Source organism: Ruegeria sp. AO1, from assembly GCF_056535985.1.
In genome coordinates this window covers 1,082,989-1,106,910 of the sequence record NZ_JBQFJC010000002.1, presented here as the reverse complement: position 1 = coordinate 1,106,910, position 23,922 = coordinate 1,082,989, and the positions used below count along the sequence as shown (strand labels likewise).

The following is a 23,922-nucleotide window of genomic DNA, read 5'->3' as shown; positions in this document are numbered from 1 at the left end:
GGCGATGTGCGCAAACCCCCTCAAAAGGGTTTGCCCGAAACACGCCACCAACGAAGGTCCACCTGATGAACCAGCCCCATACGACGCGCATGAATGGCGCGCAGATCATCCTGAAAATGCTGGAGCTTCACGGCGTTTCCCATGTTTTCGGTCTGCCCGGTGAGACAACGATTGGTTGGTACAAGGAATGGCGCGCCAATAGCGGGATCGAGTTCGTGCTGACCCGCGATGAACGCACTGCGGCTTTCGCGGCTGAGGCCTATGCAAAGATCACAGGCCGCCCTGCCGTGCTTGAAGCGCCCAGCCCCGGTGTGACCCATTGCACTCCGGGCATTACCGAGGCGTTCCTCAGCTCGGTGCCGGTGATCTATTTCAGCTCGGACATCCCAATCAATCAGGACAAGAAGCACGGACTGACCGGCGTCGATCAGACCAAGCTCTATGACAGCATCTGCAAGGAAAGTTTCGTACTGACCAATGCGCGCGACATCCCGTTCCTGATCCGCAGGGCCTTTCGCGTGGCAACCTCGGGCCGTCCAGCGCCTGTTCATATCCGCGTGCCGATCAACATTTTTGGCGAGGAGGCCGAGATCACCGACCTGTATGCCGAACCGGACTACAGCACCTATCCCGCGCACCGGCCGGTCGCGGATCACAGCAAGATCCGCGCTGCAATCGACGTCCTGTTGGCGGCGCAAAAACCTGCGATTGTCTGTGGTCAGGGCGCGCTGATCTCAAAAGCCTCTGACGCGATTCTTGAACTGGCTGAACGGCTGCAAATCCCGGTCGGCACCACCACACCTGGCAAAGGCACCATCCCAGAGGATCACCCGCTGGCCCTGCGCGTCATCGGTGGCCGCGGAGGTATGGAGTATTCGAACCAGTACCTGCTTGAGGCCGACACAATCTTCTTCGTCGGCTCAAATACCGACAGCGCCGGAACGGATCACTGGAAACTCTATGGCGATCCCTATGCCAAAAACTTCCTGCACCTTGATATTGCAGAGGCTCATGTCGGAAACACCTTCCCGCTGAAGGTTGGCCTTGTTGGTGATGCCCGCGCTACGATCGAATATATGGTTGAAATTCTTAAGGCTGAGCATCCCGACCTTCAACGGACGCCATTGGATTTGAACCCGATAAAACAAACCGCGCTGGACAAGGTCTTCAACTCGAACATCCCGATGCCCGAAGGCACGATCTCACCGGTCAAGCTGTCTCAGGTGTTGGACCAGATCATGCCCGATGACGCGATTGTCACTTCTGAGCCCGGCGTCAGCGCGATCTATCCTTCGGCGCTGCTGACGTTCCGCAAACCGGGGCGGCGCTACATCACCAACTACTCGATGGGTGCGCTGGGATATTCGGTGCCTGCCGGAGTCGGCGCGATCTATGCCCATGACGGCCCGGTCATTTCCTTCACCGGAGACGGATCGTTCGGGTTCGTCATTGGCGACATGGAGACCCTCAAGCGCAGCGGCAAGAACATCACCGTTATCCTGACCCGCAACGACACGTTCGGCTGGATCAGGGGTGAGGCGATCCTGCTCGACGATGTGGATGAACCTTGGACCACCGATTTCGGACGCGTCGACTATTGCAAAGTCGCCGAAGGGTTCGGGTTCAAAACCGCCCGGATCACCTCCGAGGTCGATATCGAACCCATCCTGTCCGACGCCATCGCCAATCCCGGTGCGAATTTCATTGAGATGATGGTGCCCTCACAAGACAAGATCATCCCCTTCGTGCCCAATTGGGTCCGCGTCGCCCGCGCCAAGAATCTGCCCCATTTCTATTGAGGCAGGCTATAGGTCAGCAACTCCCGCACCAACGGGTTGGGAAAACGACGTTTGAAGGTGACAGCGTGAAAGCTTTCCTTGATGCGGGGGTGCTCCTCGGCCTCGACCAGACGGCCCGAGGAAAGCTCATCCTGCACAACGATCGGGGCCACCAACGCAAGCCCGATATCCTCACGCGCGAGCAGGCGCATCATCGCCATATCATCCACTTCGGCCGCGATCTGAGGCCGGACTGACATGCGGCTGGCCATCGAATCAAACGCCGTGCGGACGCTGTTGTTTGTAGTTGGCAGGATAAAGGGCTGCTCTTCCAACAGGTCCCGGATCGGGCGCTTTGGATCCAATCGCGCCGGCGTGCCGACGATACTGACGGGTTGTTCCGCCAGATGGTGCGTTTCAAAACTGGTCAGGCTGTCACTGGCGGGCTCATGATTCATGAGAACCAGGTCGAAATTCAGCGTCTCCAGCCCCTCAAGCAACTCGCTGGGATTGCCTGATCGCAGGATCACCTCGACATCTGAGCGCGCCAGCATCGAGCGCAGAAAGCCGATCTGAAAGTTCCGCGACAAGGTCGCCTGCGCCCCAACTCGTAGCGCAGTACGAGCGTTGCCTTCATCCTGCAGAGTGGCCACAAGTTCTTGCCCTGTCGCAAAAATTGCGTCCGCATGGTCCAGCGCGATACGCCCGGCCTCAGTTAGATGCAGCTTGCGGCCACGACGTTCAAACAGGGGGTGACCCAGCCGCTCCTCGAGCTCTTTGATCTGAACAGACAGCGCGGATTGCGACAGGTTCAGCCGTTGGGCTGTCCGGGTCAGGTTGCCATCATGGGCGACCGCCCAGAAGTAACGCAGGTGATGATAGTTCAGAGGCATATCGTTCTAATTAGTAGAACGTAATCTCTATAACAATGTATTTTTCATACTGACGAAGGCGCAATATGTCCTGCTCAACCGGCCAAAACAGGCTGGACTCACAAGGAACGCGCATCATGACCTACCTGTTTCTACCCCTGCTCAGCCCGCTGATTCTGCTGGCATCGGCCTACTATGCCAGCCGCAATCCGGGACTGCGGCCAAACCACGTCGTCAGGCAGTCGGAATGGGCTGCATTGGCGGCTTTCGGAGGCGCCGCACTGTCGGCCCTTATGCTGGTTCTTCACGGCCCCGGCACCTCGGGGTTGATCGGGTTCTGGGGTGTTGGCCTCTCCGTGCGACTTGATGCGGTCAGCGCCATCATGCTGGTTCTAGTCTGCTTCATCGGATGGATCGTCCTGCGCTACTCGGCCACCTATATGGATGGAGAGGCCCGGCAGGGTGCGTTCACCGGCTGGATGTCGGCAACACTCGCCTCGGTTCTTTTGTTGGTGATGTCGGGCAACCTGATCCAATTGCTGGCTGCGTGGATTGCGACCAGCCTGCTGTTGCACCAACTGCTGCTGTTCTACCCCGAGCGGACCACCGCTCAGCGGGCAGCGCGGAAAAAGGCCGTTGTGGCACGTATCAGTGAAGGCGCGCTGGCCCTCGCGGTGGTCCTGTTGATCGCAACCTATGGCACCACGGACATTGCCTCAATCCTGTCTTCGGCTGAACCCTACGGACTGACCATCGCCGCTGCCCTTCTGATCGCTCTGGCCGCCATCATGGCCTCGGCCCAGTTCCCGGTCCACGGCTGGCTGACCGAGGTGATGGAGGCCCCGACCCCAGTCTCGGCCCTTCTGCATGCTGGCGTCATCAACGCCGGAGGGTTCCTCCTGATCCGCTTTGCCGATGTAATGCTGGCGGCACCGGGCATCATGGCGCTGCTGGTGATGCTGGGTGGGTTTACCGCGCTGTTCGGCGGTCTGGTGATGCTGACACAACCTGCGGTGAAAACCTCGCTGGCTTGGTCGACCATTGCGCAGATGGCCTTCATGATCATGCAATGCGGGCTAGCCCTGTTCCCGCTGGCGCTGCTGCATATCGTGGCTCATTCGCTCTACAAGGCGCATGCGTTTCTCAGCGCGGGCGAGGCCGTGCGCAACGTCGCTGCAATTCGCCGGCCCGGCCCAGTCGCTGTGCCAAGTGCGCGGAACGTGCTGCTGGCCTTTGCCACCGGCATCCTGATCTACGGCATCGTCGCCATGACGTTCGGCGTAGACGGCAAATCCGTTCAGGCGATTGCCCTTGGCGTGATCCTGATCTTCGGCGTCGCCTATCTGCTGGCGCAGGGCTTTGCTGATGCCGCACCCGGCGCGTTGACCCGCCGCACTGTTGTCTATGCTGGCGTAACCTCGATCAGCTACTTCGTCCTGCAGATCATCGCCGTGCACTTGACCAAGGGCACCCTGCCCGCAGCGCCTGCACCCGGGCCGTTGGAGTGGACATTGATCATTCTCGCCCTGATCAGCTTTGGCGCGGTCGCTCTGGCGCAATCCACCTTCCCGCTTTGGGCCTCGCACCCGGCGGCGGCAGGCATTCGGGTGCATCTGTCAAACGGGCTCTATGGCAACGCAATCTTTGACCGGCTGCTGGACGGATGGTCCAAGCGCCAGACCGTTTAAGAGGGGTTTCTCAAAATGTATATGAAGCACGAAAGCTATCCTGCAGCCCTCCTGGAACTGGTCGCACTGGCCAATGACGCGGTGCGTCAAATCCCGCCGCTGTTCCCGCTTGCCTCCAACGTCGCGGTGAACCCATTTCTGGGGCAAACACAAGAGACGCTGGCTGTGACGTCCGCCCGGTTGGCACGGGTTGCGGGCACGCGGATCACTCCGAACCGGGCTGTATTTGCGCAGAAACTGGCAAGCGAAGAGATTTCTGAGGTCGATCTGCGGGATGCCCTCGCCAACGTCGAAAGCCGCTTTGACGCGCCCAGTTTTGAAGATCTGCAAGCCGCGCTCGGGTCCGAGACCGCGAAGCTGTCCCCGCTGCCCACGGTTGCCGATCTGGCTGCCGAGGTCTCCGGTATCGACTGGCCCGGTCTGATTGACGAACGGATCGGGGCCTGGGCCGCCAGCCATTTCGATCAGGGTCAGGCCCTGTGGCAACCCAACCGCACAGGCGGTGCCTATAGCGCTTGGCGCGAGTTCGCCTCACGCGATCTGACCCCTGAAATCCACGGTCTGAAAGGGTTCGGAGCTTTTGTCGCTGGCACCAACCGCTCGCAATGGCGGGCGATTGGACGCGCCTCTGAGGCACTGGGTGTCACCCCTGAGGCGGCCAGTACGGCCTTCCATCGCTGGCTGATGACACTGGGCGGTTGGGCGCAATATGCCCGCTATCTGCTGTGGCAGGCCGAGTTGGAAGGGCAGACGGACACTAGCACAACCGAACTACTGGCCATTCGCATGGTGTTCGAAGAGGCACTGTTCGGTCTCTACCACGATCAGATTGCCGATCGCTGGGCTGAAACCATTGCCCAACATGAGGCCCCTATCACGCCGACCCGTGATCTGGTGATCGACGCTGTGCTGCAGGACGCCTCGGAGCGCGCGCAACAACGCAAGCTGGCGCAAACCCTCAGCGCACGTCAACCGCGCAAGGTCGAAGGCCGTCCCGAGGTGCAAGCGGCCTTCTGTATCGACGTCCGCTCTGAAGTCTTCCGCCGCGCGCTGGAATCGCAGGACAGCGGGATTGAGACCATTGGTTTTGCTGGCTTCTTCGGCCTCGCCAGTGCCCACAAGGCTGCCGGTTCCGACGTGACCGAGATGCGGGGACCGGTCCTGTTGAACCCGAACGTGTGTTCCCATGCGGCTGAGGGCGCGCAGGCCGACCTGAATCGCCGCTACACCGCACGGGCCAAACGGGCCTGGGGCCGGTTCAAACTGGCCGCCGTCTCCTCATTCGCCTTTGTCGAGGCAACGGGCCCGGTCTATGCGGGCAAACTGTTGCGGGATGCTCTGGGCAAGGGCCACGGATCTGCGAAGTTCGACCCCGCGCCGAAGCTTGACGACGGGATCGACCTGCCGACACGTGTTGCCTCGGCCAAGGCCATCCTTGGGGCGATGTCTCTGACCAACAACTTCGCTCGCGTCGTGATGCTGGCCGGTCATGGCGCGGATGTGACCAACAACCCCCATGAAAGCGCCCTGCAATGTGGCGCATGTGGCGGTCATGCCGGAGACGTCAGCGCCCGCCTTCTGGCCGGATTGTTGAACGATCATGCGGTGCGTGAAGGGCTGCGCGCCGAAGGCATCGACATCCCGGCGGACACGCTGTTTCTGGCGGCGATGCACCACACTACGACCGACAAGGTCTCTCTGTTCGATCAGGATCAGGCGACAGGTCAGTGGGCCGCGCAGATCGCGCAATTGAAAACCTGGCTGACCTCGGCCGGACAACTGGCCGGATCCGAGCGCGCCGCGCGTCTACCGCGTGCCAAAGGGGCCAATGACATCGCCCGCCGCGCCACCGACTGGGCTGAGCTGCGCCCCGAATGGGGGCTAGCCGGATGCCGCGCCTTCATTGCCGCGCCGCGGTCCCGAACCGATGGCACGGGTCTTGCGGGCCAGTCCTTCCTGCACAGCTATGATTGGCGCGCAGATAAGGACTTTGGCGTTCTGGAACTGATCATGACCGCTCCGGTGGTGGTCGCCAGCTGGATCAGCCTGCAGTACTACGGTTCAACCGTCGCGCCCGCCCTGTTTGGCGGCGGCAACAAGCTGCTGCATAACGTGGTCGGCGGCATCGGCGTGGTCGAGGGAAACGGCGGCGCGCTGCGCCCCGGCTTGCCTTGGCAATCCATACATGACGGAGAGTCGTTCCAGCACGACCCGCTGCGCCTGTCGGTCATCATTGAGGCCCCACGAGAGGCGATGAATGACATCCTCAGACGCAACGAAACCGTGAAAGAGCTGTTCGACAATCGTTGGCTGCACCTGATCGCCATGGATGAAAACGGCGATCTGGCCTGGCGCTACACCAAGGATTTGGAATGGGTCGCGATGGCGCGGGCCGAGATCAGCGCCATGGCGGCTGAGTAACAACTGGAAGGCCCGGCGAGGACACCCGCCGGGCCGTCTTGCCTAAAGCGCGGCGTGGAACAGCTGAGTAAGGTTCTCTTTCGTTAGCTCAATCGGATTGCCCCCGCAGGAGGGGTCTATGATCGCGCCTTCGACCAGCTCGGGAATCCGGTCCTCGGTCACCCCCAGTTCCGACAGCTGACGCGGGATCCCAAGCGCATCGTTGAACTCCTGCACGAAGGCGCGGAAGCCGTCGAAGCCGCCCTCAATCCCCAGATAAGCGGCAGCCTGTTGGAACCGATCCGCGATGGCGGGTGCGTTGAGTTCCAGCACTGCGGGCATGCAGACCGCGTTTGTCGTACCGTGATGAGTGTTGAATACTGCGCCAATCGGATGGCTCATGGCGTGGATCGCGCCGAGGCCCTTCTGGAAGGCTGTGGCCCCCATCGCCGCCGCGCTCATCATCTGCGCGCGCGCCTCAAGATCAGTGCCATCCGCATAGGCGCGCGGCAGATAGTCCTTGACCAACCTCATGCCCTCAAGCGCGATGCCTTGACTCATCGGGTGGTAATGCGGGCTGGAATAAGCCTCGACACAATGGGCAAAGGCGTCCAGCCCGGTGCCTGCGGTGATGAATTTCGGCATGCCCACGGTCAGTTCCGGGTCACAGATCACCACGGTCGGCAACACCTTCGGGTGAAAGATGATCTTCTTGGCGTGGGTCTCGGAATTGGTGATGACACTAGCACGCCCCACCTCGGACCCTGTCCCGGCCGTGGTCGGCACCGCAATGATCGGCGCAATCACATCCGCATTCGCGCGGGTCCACCAATCCCCGATATCTTCAAAATCCCAAACGGGTCGGGTTTGACCCGCCATGAAGGCAGCCATCTTACCAAGATCCAGTCCCGAGCCGCCGCCGAAGGCAATCACCCCGTCATGCCCGCCGGCATTGAAGGCCGCGACACCGGCATCGAGGTTCTTTTCATTCGGGTTCGGGTCCACATCGCTGAACAGACCGCGACCCAGACCGGCGGCCTCAAGAATGTCCAACGTCGCCGTCGTGATTGGCAAATCGGCCAACCCCTTGTCCGTCACCAGCAGAGGGCGCTTCATCCCCGCCGCCGCACAGGCCTCAGGCAGTTCCTTGATGCGGCCAGCACCGAATTTGATCGCGGTCGGGTAGGACCAGTTTCCAACAAGGCTCATGATGTTACCTTCTTCAGATGGTAGGATTTTGGACGGGTCAGGTTATGATACCCGATGACCGACAGGCCACCACCCCGCCCTGTATTCTTGCAGCCGGTCCAGCACAGACCCGGGTCCAGATAGTCGGCCCGGTTCATGAACACAGTGCCGGTTTCGATCAGGTCACCCACACGCGCAGCCCGGTCCACGTCGCGGGTCCACAGACTGGCGGTCAGGCCGAATTCGCTGTCATTCATCAGAGCGATTGCCTCTTCGTCCGAGGACACTTTCATTATCCCCACGACAGGCCCAAAACTCTCATCCCGCATCACGCGCATATCATGGGTGACATTGGTGAGGATCTGAGGCGTCAGATAGGCACCACCGTCATCCTCAGCGAATGTCTCGATATGGGCCGCCGCGCCATCCGCCACAGCCTCGGCAACCTGAGCGCGCACTTCATCGGCAAAGCTCACATTTGCCATCGGGCCCAGTGTCGTCTCAGGGTCCAGAGGATTGCCCAGCTTGTAGCCCTTCACGATCTCAACCGCCTTCGCAACGAAGTCGTCGAAAAGGCTTTCATGCACATAGATCCGCTCAATTCCGCAACAGCATTGACCCGAGTTGAACATCGCCCCGTCGATCAGAGTATCCACGGCGGCATCCAGGTCGGCATCCTCCATCACATAGCCCGGATCTTTTCCGCCAAGCTCGGTCCCGACGCCTGTGAAGGTGCCAGCGGCTGCACGTTCCATAGTCCGGCCACCACCGACCGAGCCAGTGAAGTTCACGAAATCAAACGCATTTCCGGCAATCAGATCATTGGTCACATTGTGGCTGAGGAAGACATTCTGAAACACATCCTCGGGCACACCGGCCGCGTGGAACGCCTGCGCCATCCTCTCGCCCACCAACAGCGTCTGAGTGGCATGTTTCAGGATTACGGTATTGCCAGCGATCAGCGCCGGAGCCACCGTGTTGATCGCGGTCATATAGGGATAGTTCCAAGGTGCCACCACAAAGACCACCCCATGCGGAACGCGCCTAATGTACCGCCGAAACGTCTCATCCTCGCCCACGGCGATATCGGCAAGCGCGCTTTCAGCAATCTCCGCCATATGGCTGGCGCGTTCATTGAACCCACCAAACTCACCACTATAGCGCACGGGCCGACCCATCATATGCGCAAGCTCAGGCACGATCTCATCATTCATCGCACCAACAGCCGCCACACCGGCCATTACCAGATCAACTCGCTCCTGCAAGGACCGCGCCGCCCAAGCCGCCTGCGCCGCGCGCGCCCGAGCCGCCACCTCAAACCCCGCGTCCCGAGATAGCACCTCCCGCTCCGCATAAACCGACCCATCAATCGGCGAGACACATTTCAACATTTGCCCCATAGTCACTCCATTTCCGGTAAAAACAGCAGCCCTGCTTCTTCTGTTCAAAAATACCTCGGGGAGCGCGAAGGGCTGGCCCCTCGCTCCTGCCCTCTAAGCGCGCTCAAACCCACGAGCAACTTCCCAATCGGTCACCACACGCGCAAATTCTTCGATCTCCACCTCAGCGGCCCGAGCGTAGTGATCCACCACCCCATCCCCCATCGCCGCGCGCAACATGGCCGAACCACGCAAAGCGCTCAATGCTGCACCAAGATTGCCGGGGATCATCCCCGTATAGCCCTGGTAAACGTCGCCGGTTGCCGCAGGTTGCAACTCCAATCCTTCCTCAATGCCGGCAATTCCCGCCGCCAGCATACCGGCCATCACAAGATACGGGTTCATGTCCGACCCGGGGATCCGGCATTCCACCCGAATGGCCTTGGTACCATCTCCACACAGGCGGAAGCCAGCCGTGCGATTGTCCACCGACCAGATGATCCGTGTCGGCGCAAAGGTGCCCTTCATGAACCGTTTGTAGCTGTTGATGTAGGGCGCCATGAAATACGTGTAATCCGGGGCATATTTCAGCAGGCCAGCCAAATAGCTTTTCATCACATCGGACATGCCAAGCGGATCATTCTCATCGTAGAAAGCAGGTGCGCCGTCCTTCCACAGGGATTGATGTACATGGCTGGAGCTGCCGACCTTGTCGTGATGCCATTTCGGCAGGAACGTTGCCGCATGACCATGCTGCCAGGCAATCTCTTTCACCGCATTCTTGGCGATCGAGTGGTACTCGGCCGTGTCCATCGCAGGCGCGTATTTGATGTTCAGCTCTTCCTGCCCAGTTTCGGCCTCACCTTTCGAGTTCTCAACCGGTATCCCCGCATCCCACAAATGGTTGCGGATCGGGCGCATCACATGCTCTTCCTTGGTGGTTTGGAGGATATGATAATCCTCGTTGTAACCGGAAATCGGCTCCAGATCTCGAAAGCCGTTTTTGCGGATTTCGTCGAAACTCTTCTCGAAAAGGAAAAATTCCAGCTCCGTCGCACACATCGCCTCGTAGCCCATGGCCTTCAAGCGGTTGACCTGCGCCTTCAACATCGCCCGAGGCGCATGCGGCACCTCTTCATGCGTGTGATGATCGAGAATATCGCACATCACCATCACAGTGCCCTCAAGCCACGGCACCGGGCGCAGGGTCGCAAGATCGGGTTTCATAACGTAGTCGCCATACCCCCGCTCCCAACTGGTCGAGGCGTAGCCATCCGGTGTGCCCATCTCAAGATCGGTGGCCAGCAAGTAGTTGCAGCAATGGGTTTCTTCCCATGCGCCCGCAACGAAATGACCCGCGTGAAAGCGCTTGCCCACCAGACGGCCCTGCATGTCGACAAAGCACACCAGAACGGTGTCTACCTCACCCGCTGAAACCTGCGTTTTGAGATGTTCGAATGTAAGTGTCGCGGTCATTCTGCCCCCTCCTTCAAATTCCTGATGGCGGGCCACAGCAACGCCAAAATCTCAAATGCTACCGTGGCGACCTGTGGCCGCGAACGCAACAGATCATTGCGACGTTTCGGTATGAGATTTCACAATCTGCGCCTGAGTGCCTGCAAACGCTGAAAAGACGGACGCGAGGTAGTAACCGCGAGGTCTCAGACCTGCGGCTTGCGCGCGACGATCCAGACGGGATGATAGCTGAGAGAGACGCCGTTTTCGGTCTGAAACCGGCGTGTGTACTCTGCCTCGAACCGGGCGAGTGTGGATTTGGTCCAGACGCTCTGCGCACGCCCGTTGACGCCGGTCTTACGCAGATGGCGAAGAACGTGGCGCGGGGTGGCGAAGTACGAGGGACGAAGGGCCTCGCCTGTCGAAAGCACCTCCAGATGCGCCCTAACTGCAGCGGCCATTTGGTCGGGGCCGCACAAGCCTGGTGCGCGGGCCGCGGTACCTATTTGGCTCAGTTCCCTGTATTGTTGCGGCCCGAAGCCCGAAATCACCAACCAGCCGCCCGGCGCCAGGGACCTCGCCGCCCGTTCCAAAAGCGCCAGCGGATCTTCCATCCACTGGATCATCGACGCCGAGGCAAAAAGATCGGTTTTCTCGGGCCAGATCACCCGCCGCGCATCTCCGCAGATGAACTGCGCGCCCAACTCATCTGCCGTTTGGCCAGCTTCGGGTGCGATATCATTCAGGGTGAGGCTGTCAAAACAGTGGGCCTGACGCAGAAGCCGTGTGAAATGCCCGGTTCCGCACCCCAATTCAAATCCGCGTTCAAACTTGGTCGGGGCGCCGTGTCGGCGCATCTCTTCCACCAGTTTCTCGGCGACCCAGGCCTGTTGGCAGGCGGTGTCGTGATAGCTTTGAAAGCTGCGGCTGAAGCTACGCTGAACCCGGTCCGAGAGTTGCACTGTCATGCCAGCCACTCCGCCCAGCTTTGACCCGCGCGGAACGGGACATGAGGACCTTCGATCTTTCGAACCCTATCAGCGCGTGAAGCCCATGCGGCCTGTTGCGCGTTTGTTGGCACGATGCGGTCGCGGGTGGGAATCCAAATACGATCAAAACCGGGATCTTCAGCTGGGCCACGATCGATTACCGCAAGTAACTCGGCCCGAGCAGATGGGATATCCAGTTCGTCAACATCACCGCTGAGGCCCGCACGGCGGCAGAATTTGGCAAAGCTGGCCTGAGACAATTGATCTGCAGTCGCTCGGATCATATCGGGTGCGATCCCATGCTCGGCGCTTGCAGGGTTCAGCGTGCCGCTGACGGCAACCAAGCGATCTGGGCGCATCCCCGTTTGGTTCAGCCAATGCGCGGCCGAGGCGACGCCGAAAGAGAAGGCCAGCAAGTCTACGCGATCGAACCGCGACAAGTCCGGCAGCGGGTCATCCAGTCGGGTATAGCCCTCAACAAACAGCACATTTTCCCCACCTGTGAGGCAGGAAAACGGCGTAGGACCCAACGCCCATCCCCCGAACACGAGGATCAGGTTTGTGCTATCCGAGCGTGCCAGCCAGCGATGCCTCATCCGGCACCTCCGGCGAGATCGACCATGGCGGCGGTGACGCGGCTCAGCTCATCTGGCGAGATGATGTAGGGCGGCATGCAGTAAATATTATGCCCAAACGGACGCAACCAGACGCCGGTTTTTGGGGCGAGGCCATGGGCCACGGCAGGGTTGACACGGTCCTTCATCTCAATCACGCCGATGGCGCCCAGAACCCGTACATCCGCCACACCGGGCAACTCACGAGCCGGAGCGAGTTCGTCCTGCATCTGTTGCGCAATCCCTGCGACTTCCGCCCGCCAGTCGCGTTGGACCAATTGATCGAGACTGGCAACACCTGCAGCGCAGGCCAGAGGGTTGGCCATATAGGTTGGGCCATGCATCAGCACCCCGGCCTCGCTTTCGCCTATGCCCTGCGCAACTGCCTCGGTCGCGATGGTGGCGGCCAGTGTAATGTGTCCTCCGGTCAGGGCCTTGCCGAGGCACAGTATGTCGGGCACCACGCCTGCGTGATCCATGGCAAACAGTTCTCCGCTGCGGCCAAACCCGGTGGCGATTTCATCGAAAATCAGCAGCACGTCATGCGCGTCACACAGCGCCCGCGCTCCCTTCAGCCAATTCGGGTGGTAGAAATACATCCCTCCCGCACCTTGCACGACAGGCTCCAGGATCAGTCCCGCGATCTTGTCGCCTTTTTCGTCCAACAACTGCTCAAGTGCCATCAGCCCGTTTTCGGCGGCATCCTCCGACCAGTCCTGATCGAACCGGTTGGTCGGGCGTGGCAGGAAATGCTGGATGGACAGAGCCCCCTTGAACAGCCCATGCATCCCATTGACCGGGTCGCACACGCTCATCGCTTTCCACGTATCACCGTGATAGCCGCCCCGAATGGTGGCGAACTCTGACCGCGCGCTTCGGCCTTTTGCGATCTGGTACTGCACCGCCATTTTCAACGCGACTTCGATGGCGACCGAGCCGCTGTCGCTGTAGAAGATGCGATCCAGACCCTCGGGTAGCAGTCCGATCAGCCTGCGACCCAGCTCAACGGCGGGTGCGTGAGTCAGGCCTCCGAACATGACATGCGGTAGTTGCGCCAGTTGGGCCTGCATCGCCTCTATAATAGCCGGGTGACGATGGCCGTGAACGGTACACCACCAGGAGGACATGGCGTCGATCATCTGCCCACCGTCCTCACGCGTCAACCAGACGCCCTCGGAGCCGGTGATCAGATGCATCGGGCCCGGATCCAGCACATGGGTGTAGGGGTGCCACAGGTGTCGGGCGTCAAATTCCAGCGGGGTCATAGAGCCCTCCGGATCGCATCAAGGTCGATGTTTTGGAACGCATCGGCCAGGTTTTCACGGGTCAGGTCCGAGAGATAGGGCAAACGCCCCAGATGCCGGACCTTGCACATCTGCGCGATGGTTTGTTCGACCTCTGGCTCGGGGTCGCCGACAAATGCAACGCCAACGACATCGCACCCCGCATTGCGCAACGCCATCAGGGACAGCGCCGTGTGGTTGATCGTACCAAGCGCGGTGCGCGCAACCAGAACCACCGGGGCTTTCCATTGCGGGAAGAGGTCCAGATAGAACACCTGCCGGTTCAGAGGGACCATCACCCCCCCTGCCCCTTCAACGACCAGAGGGCCATCGACCTGCGGCAGTGCCAGTTGGGCAAGGTCGATATCGACGCCCATATCCTCGGCGGACAGATGCGGCGAAGCGGGCATGTTCAGGCGATACGCCTCTGGCAGAACCAAGGACCCTGACAGGTCGCGCACGATGTCGGTGTCGGTCGCATCCTCAAGCCCGGATTGCACCGGTTTCCAGTAGGTAGCTCCAAGGGCGGCGGTCAGGCCGGCGGAGAAAACAGTCTTACCGACGCCCGTGTCGGTTCCGGTGATGATTAGCGCGCTCATGCGGCCTCCGATTGATGTGCCGCTAAGGCTTTGAACAGGGACGAGATATCGGCGCAATCCACATTGCCGGTGATGGAAATCCGCAACCGCGATGTCCCAAGCGGTACGGTTGGCGGGCGGATGCCCCTGACGTCGAACCCTTGCGTCTGCAAGCCCTGAGCCATCGTCATCGTGCGCGCGTCGTCGCCCAGAATGATAGGAATGATCTGGCTGTTGAGCGCAGCCTCAGCAATTCCAATTGCGCGCGCCGCATCATGGGCATGGCCAATGCGCTGCTGGGCAGCGTCGACCAGACCTGTCTGAGTGGCCAGCGCCCTAATAGCAGCGCGAACCAAAGCGGCATTCAAAGGCGACGGCGCGGTGGCAAAGATGAAGGGGCGTGCGCGGTTGATCAGCGTGTCGATCATGACTTTTGGTCCGCAGATCAGCCCTCCGGCCACGCCCAGACCTTTGCCGCAGGTGTGCAGCGTCAACAGATGGCAGTCGAGGTCATGTGCGAGCCCCCGTCCCTGAGGTCCGAACACGCCGGTCGCATGGGCTTCGTCGACCACCAAAACGGCGTCCTGTTCCCGCGCCAAACCCGCCAAATCGGCTAGAGGGGCAAGATCCCCCTCCATCGAATAGACACTTTCAACCGCGATCCAAATTTGACCCAGACCGCCCTCGGTCCGCCACTCCTGCGCCTTTTCACGCGCGTCCTCGATATCATTGTGCCGAAACGACCGCAGATCGGCCCGGCAAGAGCGCATGCCCTCATGCGCGCTGGCGTGAACCAGAGCGTCATAGAGAACCAGATCCTCAGCCGCAGGAAGGGTTGCGAAAATCGCCTGATTGGCCTGAAACCCGCCGCCCATGAACAAGGCAGCCTCGGCCCCGAAGAACGCGGCGGCCTCGGCCTCCAGCGCTTCATGCTCGGTGTGGTTGCCGCGCAATAGCCGCGAGCCACCAGAGCCAACCGGAACACCGCGCGCCAAGGCCTCTTGCGCGGCCTCTTGCAGAAGCTTCGATCCGGCGAGGCCCAGATAGTCATTCGACGCGAAATCCAATCCCGACGCAGGCGTCAGGACCCGGCGGCGATGCCGGGCCTGCAAGGTGTCGAGCATGGATTCGAGCCGAGCAGCAGCCTTCATTCAGCGGCTTCCCGGCCCGCCTGATCGCCGGCTTTCTCGGCCTGCAGACCAAGTTTGGCGAACAGGATCATATCGGAATCCTCTTCGGGGTTTTCGGCCGTCAGCAGCGTTTCGCCCACGAAGATCGAGTTCGCGCCGGCGAAGAAACACATCGCCTGCATCTCGTCGCTCATCTCGCTGCGGCCTGCGGACAGGCGAACGTAGGAGGTTGGCATCAGGATACGCGCCGTCGCGATGATGCGCACGAAGTCGATCGGGTCGATCGGCTCGGCGTCGGCCAGAGGTGTATCGGCCTGCGGCATCAGCATGTTAATTGGAACCGAATCCGGCGCGGGCTGCATGTTGGCCAGCGTCAGCAGCATATCGATGCGGTCGCCCGTATGCTCTCCCATGCCCAGAATGCCGCCGGAGCACACCTTGATGCCCGCTTCCTGCACTCGGTTCATCGTATCGATCCGGTCGGCAAAGGTGCGGGTTGTAATGACCTCGGAGTAGTAGCGTTCGGACGTGTCGATATTGTGGTTGTAATAGTCCAGCCCTGCGTCGCGCAGCTGCACGACCTGTGTGTCGTCCAGCATGCCCAGCGTCATGCAGGTCTCCATCCCCATGGCCTTGACGCCTTCGACCATCGCGACCAGAGCCGCCATGTCCCGAGCCTTGGGCTCACGCCAGGCGGCCCCCATGCAGAACCGCGTCGCGCCGCCATCCTTGGCCTTTTTCGCCTCGGCCAGAACACGCTGCACCTCGATCAGTTTGGAGGCAGGCAGGGTCGAGCCGTTGCGGGCAGATTGTGAGCAATAGGCGCAATCCTCGGCGCAGCCTCCGGTTTTGATCGACAGCAGTTTCGAGGTCTGGATTTTGTTCGGGTCAAAATGCTCACGGTGGACGGTTTGCGCGCGGAACAGCAGGTCCATCAGCGGAAGGTCATGAACAGCTTGCGCGGATTTTTTGGTCCAGCCGGAATGAGGGATGATCATTTTATCTATAAAACTCTCGGCAGCTTGCGTTGCGTCGAGTTTATTATCTACAAAATGTCACGACGCAACCCGGCATGCATCACAGGTTCAATATGACGCATCAATTCGCTGATCGCTGACCGAGGCCTATCCCAGAATACCCGGCAACCGCAGCCCGTGTTCGCGGGCACAAGCCTTAGCATCCTCATACCCCGCATCCGCGTGACGCCACACGCCCGAAGCCGGGTCGTTCCACAAAACCCGCTCCAACCGTTTGGCCGCTGCATCGGTGCCATCCGCGCAGATCACTACGCCCGCGTGCTGGCTAAAGCCCATCCCGACCCCACCGCCATGGTGCAAAGACACCCATGTCGCCCCCGACGCCGTATTCACCAGCGCATTCAGCAACGGCCAGTCGGAAACAGCGTCCGAGCCATCCCTCATCGCCTCGGTCTCACGGTTCGGTGACGCAACAGACCCGCTGTCGAGGTGATCCCGACCAATGACAACCGGGGCCTTTAGCTCTCCGGTGCGGACCATTTCGTTGAAGGCCAGCCCGGCCTTGTGACGATCCCCGAGACCGATCCAGCAGATCCGCGCGGGCAGGCCCTGGAAGGCAATACGCTCCTGCGCCATGTCGAGCCAATTGTGCAGATGGGTGTTCTCGGGGAACAACTCTTTCATCTTGGCGTCAGTTTTATAGATATCCTCAGGGTCGCCGGACAGGGCGCACCAGCGGAACGGGCCGACCCCGCGGCAAAACAGCGGGCGGATATAGGCTGGCACGAAACCGGGGAAAGCAAAGGCGTTTTCCAGCCCCTCATCCTGCGCCACCTGGCGAATGTTGTTGCCATAATCCAGCGTTGGCACGCCCGCGTTCCAGAAATCGACCATCGCAGCGACATGTTGCTTCATTGAGTCGCGCGCGGCAGTTTCAACCGCTTTGGGATCGCTTTCGCGTTTGTCCTTCCACTGCGCCATAGTCCAGCCCAGCGGCAGATAGCCGTTGACCGGGTCATGGGCGCTGGTCTGGTCAGTGACGATATCGGGACGCATGCCACCGGCCTGCATCCGGGCGTAAATCTCGGGGAAGATATCGGCGGCATTGCCCAGCAGGCCGACCGATTTCGCCTCACCCGCCTTGGTCCAGCGGTCAATCATCTCAAGCGCTTCGTCCAGCGTTTCGGCCTTTTCGTCCAGGTATTTGGTACGCAGGCGGAAGTCGATGCTGTCCGGGTTGCACTCGACCGCCAGACAGCAGGCCCCGGCGAAAACCGCCGCCAAGGGCTGCGCGCCGCCCATTCCCCCCAGGCCGCCGGTCAGGATCCATTTGCCGGTCAGGTCGCCGCCATAGTGCTGGCGCCCGGCCTCGGCAAAGGTCTCGTAGGTGCCCTGCACGATCCCTTGCGTGCCGATATAGATCCACGAGCCAGCGGTCATCTGGCCGTACATCATCAGGCCCTTCTTATCGAGCTCGTTAAAGTGATCCCAGTTGGCCCAATGCGGCACGAGGTTAGAATTCGCGATCAGCACCCGAGGGGCATCATCATGCGTTCGCACAATGGCCACGGGTTTGCCGGATTGCACAACCAGTGTCTCGTCTTCTTCCAGATCCTTGAGACTGTCCACGATCGTATCAAAGTCGCTCCACGTCCGTGCCGCGCGCCCGATCCCGCCATAAACAACCAGCTCATGCGGGTTTTCGGCCACGTCCGGATGTAGGTTATTCATCAACATCCGGAGCGGCGCTTCGGTCATCCAGCTTTTGGTGTTCAACTCTGGGCCTGTGGGTGGATAGATATCACGGGTGTTCTTGCGAGGGTCGGTCATGATGCAAGCTCCAATGCTGTGTCTTGGACGGCGTCCAGATTGTCGAACAGCCAGCGGCGCAAACGTTCGGCTTTACGGTCGTCATAGGACCATGGCGGGCGCTCGGTTTTCAGGTAGGAGGATTGGGCCAGCTCCATCTGAATGGCGTGGAGACCCTCGGCCGGGCGGCCATAGTGGCGCGTCGTCCAGCCGCCTTTGAACCTTCCGTTCAAGACGGTGCTATAGGGTGATGAAGCGGCAAACTCATGGGCCGCTGCCTCGATTTCAGGCGCGCAGGTCGTGCCGTTATTTGTGCCCAGATTCATATCGGGCAAAACTCCGTCAAAGAGGTACGGAATGGTGCTGCGGATCGAGTGGCAGTCATAGAGGACCGCAATGCCGTGGATCGCCCTGACCCGCTCCAGTTCGGCCATCAGCGTGGCATGATAGGGCGTATGAAACGCAGCGAGGCGTTCGGCGATTTCCGCATCGGATGGCGGCTGATCCCAGATCCCATTCCCATCGAAATCGGTCAGCGGAACCAGTGTAGTCGTGTTCTGACCGGGATAGAGCGATACGCCCGACGGATCACGATTGGCATCAATCACATATCGGTGGAAACTCGCGCGGACCGTCGTCACCCCGGGCAGCAACCCGTCGTAGAGCGTGTGGATATGCCAATCCGTATCCGTCAGCGCCCTGCCCCGCGCGTTCAGCTTGGCCTGAATCTCGGGCGGTACATAGGTGCCCGAATGGGGCAGGCCCAGAACGATGGGGCTGTCGCCTCGGGTGACTTCAAACGGATCCATCACGCGCCCAGCTCCGGCATGGCAACACTTGTGTTTCGCGCTATCTCGCCACCAGAAATCAGGATTGAGGCTGCCTCGATATCCGGCGCGGTATAGCGGTCGTCCCCCAAATGCGGCACCACAGCGCGCAACTGGGCCATCACGCCTTGCAACGTTTCACTGGTGGGCAACGGCGCGCGGAATTCGATCCCTTGCGTGGCGCAGAGCAGTTCGACCCCAAGAATGCGCTCCAGATTGGTAACCATCTGACCCAAACGCCGCGCGCCATGGGCGGCCATACTGACGTGATCCTCCTGGTTGGCAGAGGTCGGCGTCGAATCCGTCACGCAAGGATTGGCCAAATGCTTGTTTTCGCTCATCAAAGCCGCCGTCGTGACCTCGGCAATCATCAGGCCTGAGTTCAGCCCCGGATTGGGCGTCAGGAACGGCGGCAGATCAAAACTGAGCACCGGATCGACGATCAGCGCAATGCGACGTTGGGCGATGGCTCCAATCTCGGCCAAAGCCAGCGCGATCATGTCGGCGGCGAAACCAACCGGTTCGGCATGAAAGTTACCACCCGAAACGATCAACCCGGCCTCGGACAGGACCAGAGGGTTGTCGGTGGCGGCGTTCGCCTCAAGCTCAAGCGTCGTAGCGGCTTGTCGGATCACGTCCATTGCCGCACCGACGACCTGCGGTTGGCAGCGGATACAATACGGGTCCTGCACGCGTGTATCGCCGTCGCGGTGGCTTTCGCGGATCACCGATCCGGCCAGCAGGGCGCGCATCGTGGCTGCGGCCTCAATCTGGCCGCGATGGCCGCGCAGGCTGTGGATTTCAGGCTGCAACGGTGCCGTGGATCCCATGATGGCGTCCGTGGTCAGTGCCGATGTGACCAGCGCGCTCTGCGCCGCTTGCCAGGCTCCAAACAGCCCTGCCAAAGCAAAAGCGGTCGAAAACTGGGTGCCGTTGATCAGCGCCAGACCCTCTTTCGGGCCAAGCCCCACCGGCGTCAGGCCAGCTGCCGCCAACGCCTCAGCACCCGGCAAGACCTCGCCGCCATATTCGGCCTCACCCTCGCCCATCATGACAGCCGCCATATGCGACAGCGGCGCCAGATCACCAGAGGCCCCGACCGAGCCCTGTGCTGGGATCACAGGCGTGACGCCCTTGGCCAGCATAGCCTCGAGAAGCGTGATCAACTCCAGCCGCACGCCCGAGGCTCCGCGCCCAAGGCTGAGTAGCTTCAGGACCATCATCAACCGTGCATGCGCCCGCAGGATCGCAGGGCCGACGCCGCAGCAATGCGACAGGATCAGATTGCGCTGCAAGGTCGCCGTATCCTCTGCCGCGATCTTGACACTGGCTAGTTTGCCGAAGCCTGTGTTGACACCGTAGACTGCGGCCTCACCCGCAGCGGCATCCGCGATGCGCGCGTGGGCAGCCAGAATGCCGGGATGGCATACCGGATTTAGCTGCACGGCGCATTCGTCTCGGAAAACCTGCTCCAACTGCGCCAGAGAAACAGCGCCGGGTGTAAGGGTCAGGGTGGTCAAACTGCGCCTCCGAAAATGCGAGTGTGTAGCGAATTGAAGCCGATGCGATAGGACAGCTCGGCCGGGCGAGCGACGTTCCAGATCGCCAGATCAGCGCGCATGCCGGGTGCGATCTGGCCGCAATCGCGCAAACCCAGCGCGCGGGCCGCGTTGAGGGTCACGCCTTTCAGCGCCTCTTCAGGCGTCATGCGGAACAACGTGCAGCCCATGTTCATTGCCAAGAGCAGAGAGGTCATCGGGGCCGAACCCGGATTACAATCCGTCGCCAAAGCCATCGGGACGTTGTGCTTGCGCAGCAGATCAATAGGCGGAGATTGCGTTTCGCGCAGGGTATAGAAAGCACCGGGCAGGATCAAACCAACCGTGCCCGCGCGCGCCATCGCCACCGCGCCCTCATCATCGAGGTATTCGATATGATCCGCAGACAGTGCGCCATAGCTGGCCGCCAGCTTTGCGCCGCCGAGATTGGACAGCTGTTCGGCGTGGAGTTTGATCGGCAAGCCAAGCTCACGCGCCGCTTCAAACAACGGCACGAGCTGGTCGGGCAGAAAGGCAATCCCTTCGCAGAAGGCGTCCACCGCATCTACCAGCCCCTCGGAATGGGCGGCTCGCAGGGTCGGAATGCAAACCTCACTTATATATGCGTCCGGATTGCCCTTGAACTCCACCGGCACGGCATGGGCGCCAAGAAAACTGGTTTTGACACGCACCGGACGGTGGTCGTGCAAAGCCCGCGCGGCACGCAGCATGGTCAATTCGGTCTCGCGATCCAAACCGTAGCCGGATTTCACTTCGATGACCGAGACACCTTCGGCCAGCATCGCATCCACTCGAGGCAGCGCTTGCGCAACCAAGTCATCCAGACTGGCCGCACGCGTGGCGGTCACGGTCGAGATGATCCCCCCTCCGGCGCGGGCGACCTCTTCATAGCTCGCCCCGTTCAAACGCATCTCGAACTCGACCGCGCGGTGGCCGCCGTGGATGACATGCGTGTGGCAATCGATCAGAGCGGGCGTGACCAGTCGCCCAGCGAAAGACGTCTCAGACGACCCGACATAGGTTTCGGGCAATGCGGCCTGCGGTCCAACCCATGCGATTTTATCGCCCTCGATCACTATCGCCGCCGACTCGATCACCCCGTAGGGCGCGCCATTCTCCGCCATGGTTGCAACGCTCAGGTCCTTCAGGATGTGGGTTGTGGGCATTTGATTCTCGCAGTGGATGCAATTCTCTCTTTTCTAGTACATTCCAATATGTTTTATGTCTATCCATAAAATGGAGGGCCAAATGACCATCTTCGCGAAGCACGCATTGCTACCAACAGGTTGGGCAGAAAATGTCAGGCTGGATCTGAAAGACGGACACATCGCCACTGTGGTCGCAGGCGCAAAAGCGCTGGACGCAGATGTCACAGTCGACACCCTGTTGCCTGCGCTCGCCAACCTTCACAGCCATGCCTTTCAGCGTGCCATGGCGGGGATGACCGAATATCGGCGCGCCGGGCGGGACAGCTTCTGGACGTGGCGCAATGTGATGTATCGCTTCACTGCACAATTGACGCCCGCACAGATTCACGCCATCGCCGCGCTTGTCTATATGGAGATGCAGGAGGCCGGGTTCGCCTCGGTCGGAGAGTTCCACTATTTGCACCATCAACCCAGCGGCGCGCCCTATGAGCGGCTGGCCGAGCTGTCCGACCGCATCATGGAAGCCGCCGTCGAAACAGGCATCGGCCTGACGCATCTGCCCGTCCTCTACTCCTATGCCGGGGTCGGAGAAGTGCCTTTGGAACCCGGGCAACAGCGGTTCGGCAACGACGTGACCCGTTTCCTCCGACTGGTAGACGAGGCCAAAGCGGCCAGCGCGGCACTTCCCGATGATATCCAGGTCGGTATTGCCCCACATTCTCTGCGCGCGACCTCACCCTCGGATCTCAATGAAGTGCTGAGCCATCACACTGGTTTGGTCCATATCCATATAGCCGAGCAGCCCAAAGAGGTTGCGCAGGTGCAGGCTGGCCTGGGCGTGCGCCCGGTCGAATGGCTTTTGGATAACGCCCCGGTGGACAGACAATGGTGCCTGATCCACGCCACACACATGACGGATGAAGAGACGCGCGCACTGGCGGCGTCAGGCGCTGTCGCTGGCCTTTGCCCAATCACAGAGGCCAATCTGGGCGACGGCCCATTCAACGGCGCGGTCTACCTGACTGCAGGCGGTGCGTTCGGCGTGGGATCGGATTCCAATGTCCGGATATCACTTGCCGAGGAGCTTCGAACGCTGGAATACTCCCAACGCCTGCGGGACCTGTCGCGCAACGTGCTGGTGGTCAGCGAAGGGTCCGTTGGACAAACTCTCTATTGCGGCGCCGCGACGGGGGGAGCGCAAGCGCTGGGTCGAAATGCAGGACAGATCCTGGAGGGGGCTTTGGCCGACCTCGTTGCCATCGACAGCAGTGATCCGGCGCTTTGCGCTTTGCGACCTGACCAGTTGCTGGACGGGCTTGTGTTTGCCGCACAGGACAGGGTTGTGACCGACCTCTGGTCGGCTGGGCGGCATAGGGTCAAGGAGGGGCACCACGTGGCACGCGACCAGATCGTGACGCGGTACAGAAAAGCCATAGCCGAGATACTGCCTCACTTGTAACGCTCGGCATCCTCTTTACGCGAAGGTCGCCTGCGATACATATTATGAATAAGCTTATTGAGGAAACGGGATCAGATCGTGACGGAACAGAAGAATATCGGTTTTCAGGATATCCGTGACGAGGTGATCAACCGCATCCAAAGCCGCATCTGGCCCCAAGGCAGCTTGCTACCGACCGAGCTGGAACTGGCCGCCGAGTTCGGCTGCGCCCGTGCCACCGTGAACCGTGCGCTGCGCGAATTGGCGGAACAGGGCATCATCACTCGTAAGCGAAAAGGCGGCACCCGGGTTGTCACGACCCCGGTCAAACAGGCCAAACTTCCGATCACCGTTGTCCGCCAGACGATCGAGGATATGAATGCCGAATACCGCTATGCGCTTGTCGGCCGTACGCAGATCGACTGCCCCGCGTGGCTACAGGCCAAGCTGAGCCTGCAGGAAGGCGTACAAATCCTGCATCTTCAATGCATGCATCACGCCGACAACCGCCCCTTTCAGTTCGAAGAACGTTGGATCAGTGTCGATGCCGTGCCTCACGTGGTGAATGAGAGCTTTCTGACCACCGGCCCCAATGAATGGCTGCTGTCCGAGGTTCCCTTTTCCAACGCTGAGATCGCCTTCTCGGCTGTTCCGGCCACCGGGCAGTTGCAGGACTTTCTTTCTGTGCCACCGGGCACGCCGCTGTTCCAACTGGAACGCACGACATGGTTCCAAAGCAAGCCGGTCACATTCGTCAGAATGACCTTCCATCAAGGTTATCAGATGCGGACAACCTACTAACCCTTTGGC

General features: G+C 60.7%; 19 protein-coding genes. 5 read left to right on the top strand and 14 right to left on the bottom strand.

Annotated features, from left to right (window positions below; genetic code table 11):
- Window positions 1-65 precede the first annotated feature (65 nt).
- On the top strand, window positions 66-1,799 hold the full coding sequence (locus tag ACR3FB_RS23075) for a thiamine pyrophosphate-binding protein (protein WP_480565676.1): 1,734 nt from the start codon (window positions 66-68) through the stop codon (window positions 1,797-1,799).
- Here the strand turns inward: ACR3FB_RS23075 and ACR3FB_RS23070 are convergent.
- Window positions 1,793-2,671 (bottom strand): LysR family transcriptional regulator, encoded by an 879-nt coding sequence (locus tag ACR3FB_RS23070; RefSeq protein WP_480565675.1) that lies wholly within the window; start codon window positions 2,669-2,671, stop codon window positions 1,793-1,795. The genes ACR3FB_RS23075 and ACR3FB_RS23070 overlap by 7 nt on opposite strands.
- Before the next feature lie 116 nt (window positions 2,672-2,787).
- Between ACR3FB_RS23070 and ACR3FB_RS23065 the strand changes: the two genes are divergently transcribed.
- Window positions 2,788-4,338 (top strand): proton-conducting transporter transmembrane domain-containing protein, encoded by a 1,551-nt coding sequence (locus tag ACR3FB_RS23065; protein ID WP_480565673.1) that lies wholly within the window; start codon window positions 2,788-2,790, stop codon window positions 4,336-4,338.
- A gap of 15 nt (window positions 4,339-4,353) precedes the next feature.
- On the top strand, window positions 4,354-6,759 hold the full coding sequence (locus ACR3FB_RS23060) for a YbcC family protein (protein WP_480565672.1): 2,406 nt from the start codon (window positions 4,354-4,356) through the stop codon (window positions 6,757-6,759).
- A 42-nt stretch (window positions 6,760-6,801) separates the two neighbouring features.
- On the opposite strand, the gene ACR3FB_RS23055 is transcribed toward ACR3FB_RS23060, so the two are convergent.
- The 13 genes from ACR3FB_RS23055 to hutI form a co-directional block, all read right to left on the bottom strand.
- A complete protein-coding gene (locus ACR3FB_RS23055) occupies window positions 6,802-7,947 on the bottom strand; it encodes an iron-containing alcohol dehydrogenase (RefSeq protein WP_480565671.1) in 1,146 nt (381 codons plus the stop codon).
- A complete protein-coding gene (locus tag ACR3FB_RS23050) occupies window positions 7,944-9,326 on the bottom strand; it encodes an aldehyde dehydrogenase family protein (protein WP_480565670.1) in 1,383 nt (460 codons plus the stop codon). Before ACR3FB_RS23050 ends, ACR3FB_RS23055 begins: the two co-directional genes overlap by 4 nt.
- A gap of 93 nt (window positions 9,327-9,419) precedes the next feature.
- Window positions 9,420-10,781 carry a glutamine synthetase family protein gene (locus tag ACR3FB_RS23045; RefSeq protein ID WP_480565669.1) on the bottom strand — a complete coding sequence of 454 codons (1,362 nt, stop codon included), beginning with the start codon at window positions 10,779-10,781 and terminating at the stop codon, window positions 9,420-9,422.
- A gap of 185 nt (window positions 10,782-10,966) precedes the next feature.
- On the bottom strand, window positions 10,967-11,728 hold the full coding sequence (locus ACR3FB_RS23040; protein WP_480565668.1) for a methyltransferase domain-containing protein: 762 nt from the start codon (window positions 11,726-11,728) through the stop codon (window positions 10,967-10,969).
- Complete coding sequence (locus ACR3FB_RS23035) at window positions 11,725-12,345, bottom strand: pimeloyl-ACP methyl esterase BioG family protein (RefSeq protein WP_480565667.1); 621 nt, start codon at window positions 12,343-12,345, stop codon at window positions 11,725-11,727. The genes ACR3FB_RS23040 and ACR3FB_RS23035 overlap by 4 nt, the downstream gene beginning before the upstream one ends.
- Complete coding sequence (gene bioA, locus ACR3FB_RS23030; RefSeq protein WP_480565665.1) at window positions 12,342-13,628, bottom strand: adenosylmethionine--8-amino-7-oxononanoate transaminase; 1,287 nt, start codon at window positions 13,626-13,628, stop codon at window positions 12,342-12,344. Before bioA ends, ACR3FB_RS23035 begins: the two co-directional genes overlap by 4 nt.
- Window positions 13,625-14,245: a dethiobiotin synthase gene (bioD, locus tag ACR3FB_RS23025; RefSeq protein ID WP_480565664.1), complete on the bottom strand. Its 621-nt coding sequence runs from the start codon at window positions 14,243-14,245 to the stop codon at window positions 13,625-13,627. The genes bioA and bioD overlap by 4 nt, the downstream gene beginning before the upstream one ends.
- Complete coding sequence (locus ACR3FB_RS23020; protein ID WP_480565662.1) at window positions 14,242-15,375, bottom strand: 8-amino-7-oxononanoate synthase; 1,134 nt, start codon at window positions 15,373-15,375, stop codon at window positions 14,242-14,244. Before ACR3FB_RS23020 ends, bioD begins: the two co-directional genes overlap by 4 nt.
- Window positions 15,372-16,352 (bottom strand): biotin synthase BioB, encoded by a 981-nt coding sequence (gene bioB, locus ACR3FB_RS23015; RefSeq protein ID WP_480565661.1) that lies wholly within the window; start codon window positions 16,350-16,352, stop codon window positions 15,372-15,374. Before bioB ends, ACR3FB_RS23020 begins: the two co-directional genes overlap by 4 nt.
- 126 nt (window positions 16,353-16,478) lie before the next feature.
- Window positions 16,479-18,161 carry a urocanate hydratase gene (gene hutU, locus ACR3FB_RS23010; protein ID WP_480565660.1) on the bottom strand — a complete coding sequence of 561 codons (1,683 nt, stop codon included), beginning with the start codon at window positions 18,159-18,161 and terminating at the stop codon, window positions 16,479-16,481.
- Window positions 18,158-18,949 carry an N-formylglutamate deformylase gene (gene hutG / locus ACR3FB_RS23005; RefSeq protein ID WP_480565750.1) on the bottom strand — a complete coding sequence of 264 codons (792 nt, stop codon included), beginning with the start codon at window positions 18,947-18,949 and terminating at the stop codon, window positions 18,158-18,160. The genes hutU and hutG overlap by 4 nt, the downstream gene beginning before the upstream one ends.
- Complete coding sequence (hutH, locus tag ACR3FB_RS23000) at window positions 18,949-20,487, bottom strand: histidine ammonia-lyase (RefSeq protein WP_480565659.1); 1,539 nt, start codon at window positions 20,485-20,487, stop codon at window positions 18,949-18,951. Before hutH ends, hutG begins: the two co-directional genes overlap by 1 nt.
- A complete protein-coding gene (gene hutI / locus ACR3FB_RS22995; protein ID WP_480565658.1) occupies window positions 20,484-21,692 on the bottom strand; it encodes an imidazolonepropionase in 1,209 nt (402 codons plus the stop codon). The genes hutH and hutI overlap by 4 nt, the downstream gene beginning before the upstream one ends.
- Before the next feature lie 82 nt (window positions 21,693-21,774).
- Here hutI and ACR3FB_RS22990 point away from each other — a divergent pair, with 82 nt between their 5' ends.
- Both ACR3FB_RS22990 and ACR3FB_RS22985 read left to right on the top strand, forming a co-directional pair.
- The gene (locus ACR3FB_RS22990) at window positions 21,775-23,133 is read left to right on the top strand and encodes a formimidoylglutamate deiminase (RefSeq protein ID WP_480565657.1); all 1,359 of its coding nucleotides are present in this window, start codon (window positions 21,775-21,777) and stop codon (window positions 23,131-23,133) included.
- 78 nt (window positions 23,134-23,211) lie between these two features.
- Window positions 23,212-23,913 carry a GntR family transcriptional regulator gene (locus ACR3FB_RS22985; RefSeq protein ID WP_480565656.1) on the top strand — a complete coding sequence of 234 codons (702 nt, stop codon included), beginning with the start codon at window positions 23,212-23,214 and terminating at the stop codon, window positions 23,911-23,913.
- The last annotated feature ends 9 nt before the right edge of the window (window positions 23,914-23,922 follow it).

Excerpts from the sequence above, each read along its gene's own strand:
- bioB (WP_480565661.1), bottom strand. The coding sequence starts at position 16,352 with ATGATCATCCCTCATTCCGGCTGGACCAAAAAATCCGCGCAAGCTGTT.
- ACR3FB_RS23070 (WP_480565675.1), bottom strand. The coding sequence starts at position 2,671 with ATGCCTCTGAACTATCATCACCTGCGTTACTTCTGGGCGGTCGCCCAT.
- ACR3FB_RS23040 (WP_480565668.1), bottom strand. The coding sequence starts at position 11,728 with ATGACAGTGCAACTCTCGGACCGGGTTCAGCGTAGCTTCAGCCGCAGC.
- ACR3FB_RS23050 (WP_480565670.1), bottom strand. The coding sequence starts at position 9,326 with ATGGGGCAAATGTTGAAATGTGTCTCGCCGATTGATGGGTCGGTTTAT.
- hutU (WP_480565660.1), bottom strand. The coding sequence starts at position 18,161 with ATGACCGACCCTCGCAAGAACACCCGTGATATCTATCCACCCACAGGC.
- ACR3FB_RS23060 (WP_480565672.1), top strand. The coding sequence starts at position 4,354 with ATGTATATGAAGCACGAAAGCTATCCTGCAGCCCTCCTGGAACTGGTC.
- ACR3FB_RS23045 (WP_480565669.1), bottom strand. The coding sequence starts at position 10,781 with ATGACCGCGACACTTACATTCGAACATCTCAAAACGCAGGTTTCAGCG.
- bioD (WP_480565664.1), bottom strand. The coding sequence starts at position 14,245 with ATGAGCGCGCTAATCATCACCGGAACCGACACGGGCGTCGGTAAGACT.
- ACR3FB_RS23035 (WP_480565667.1), bottom strand. The coding sequence starts at position 12,345 with ATGAGGCATCGCTGGCTGGCACGCTCGGATAGCACAAACCTGATCCTC.
- bioA (WP_480565665.1), bottom strand. The coding sequence starts at position 13,628 with ATGACCCCGCTGGAATTTGACGCCCGACACCTGTGGCACCCCTACACC.
- hutI (WP_480565658.1), bottom strand. The coding sequence starts at position 21,692 with ATGCCCACAACCCACATCCTGAAGGACCTGAGCGTTGCAACCATGGCG.
- ACR3FB_RS22990 (WP_480565657.1), top strand. The coding sequence starts at position 21,775 with ATGACCATCTTCGCGAAGCACGCATTGCTACCAACAGGTTGGGCAGAA.
- ACR3FB_RS23065 (WP_480565673.1), top strand. The coding sequence starts at position 2,788 with ATGACCTACCTGTTTCTACCCCTGCTCAGCCCGCTGATTCTGCTGGCA.
- hutG (WP_480565750.1), bottom strand. The coding sequence starts at position 18,949 with ATGGATCCGTTTGAAGTCACCCGAGGCGACAGCCCCATCGTTCTGGGC.
- ACR3FB_RS23075 (WP_480565676.1), top strand. The coding sequence starts at position 66 with ATGAACCAGCCCCATACGACGCGCATGAATGGCGCGCAGATCATCCTG.
- ACR3FB_RS23020 (WP_480565662.1), bottom strand. The coding sequence starts at position 15,375 with ATGAAGGCTGCTGCTCGGCTCGAATCCATGCTCGACACCTTGCAGGCC.
- ACR3FB_RS23055 (WP_480565671.1), bottom strand. The coding sequence starts at position 7,947 with ATGAGCCTTGTTGGAAACTGGTCCTACCCGACCGCGATCAAATTCGGT.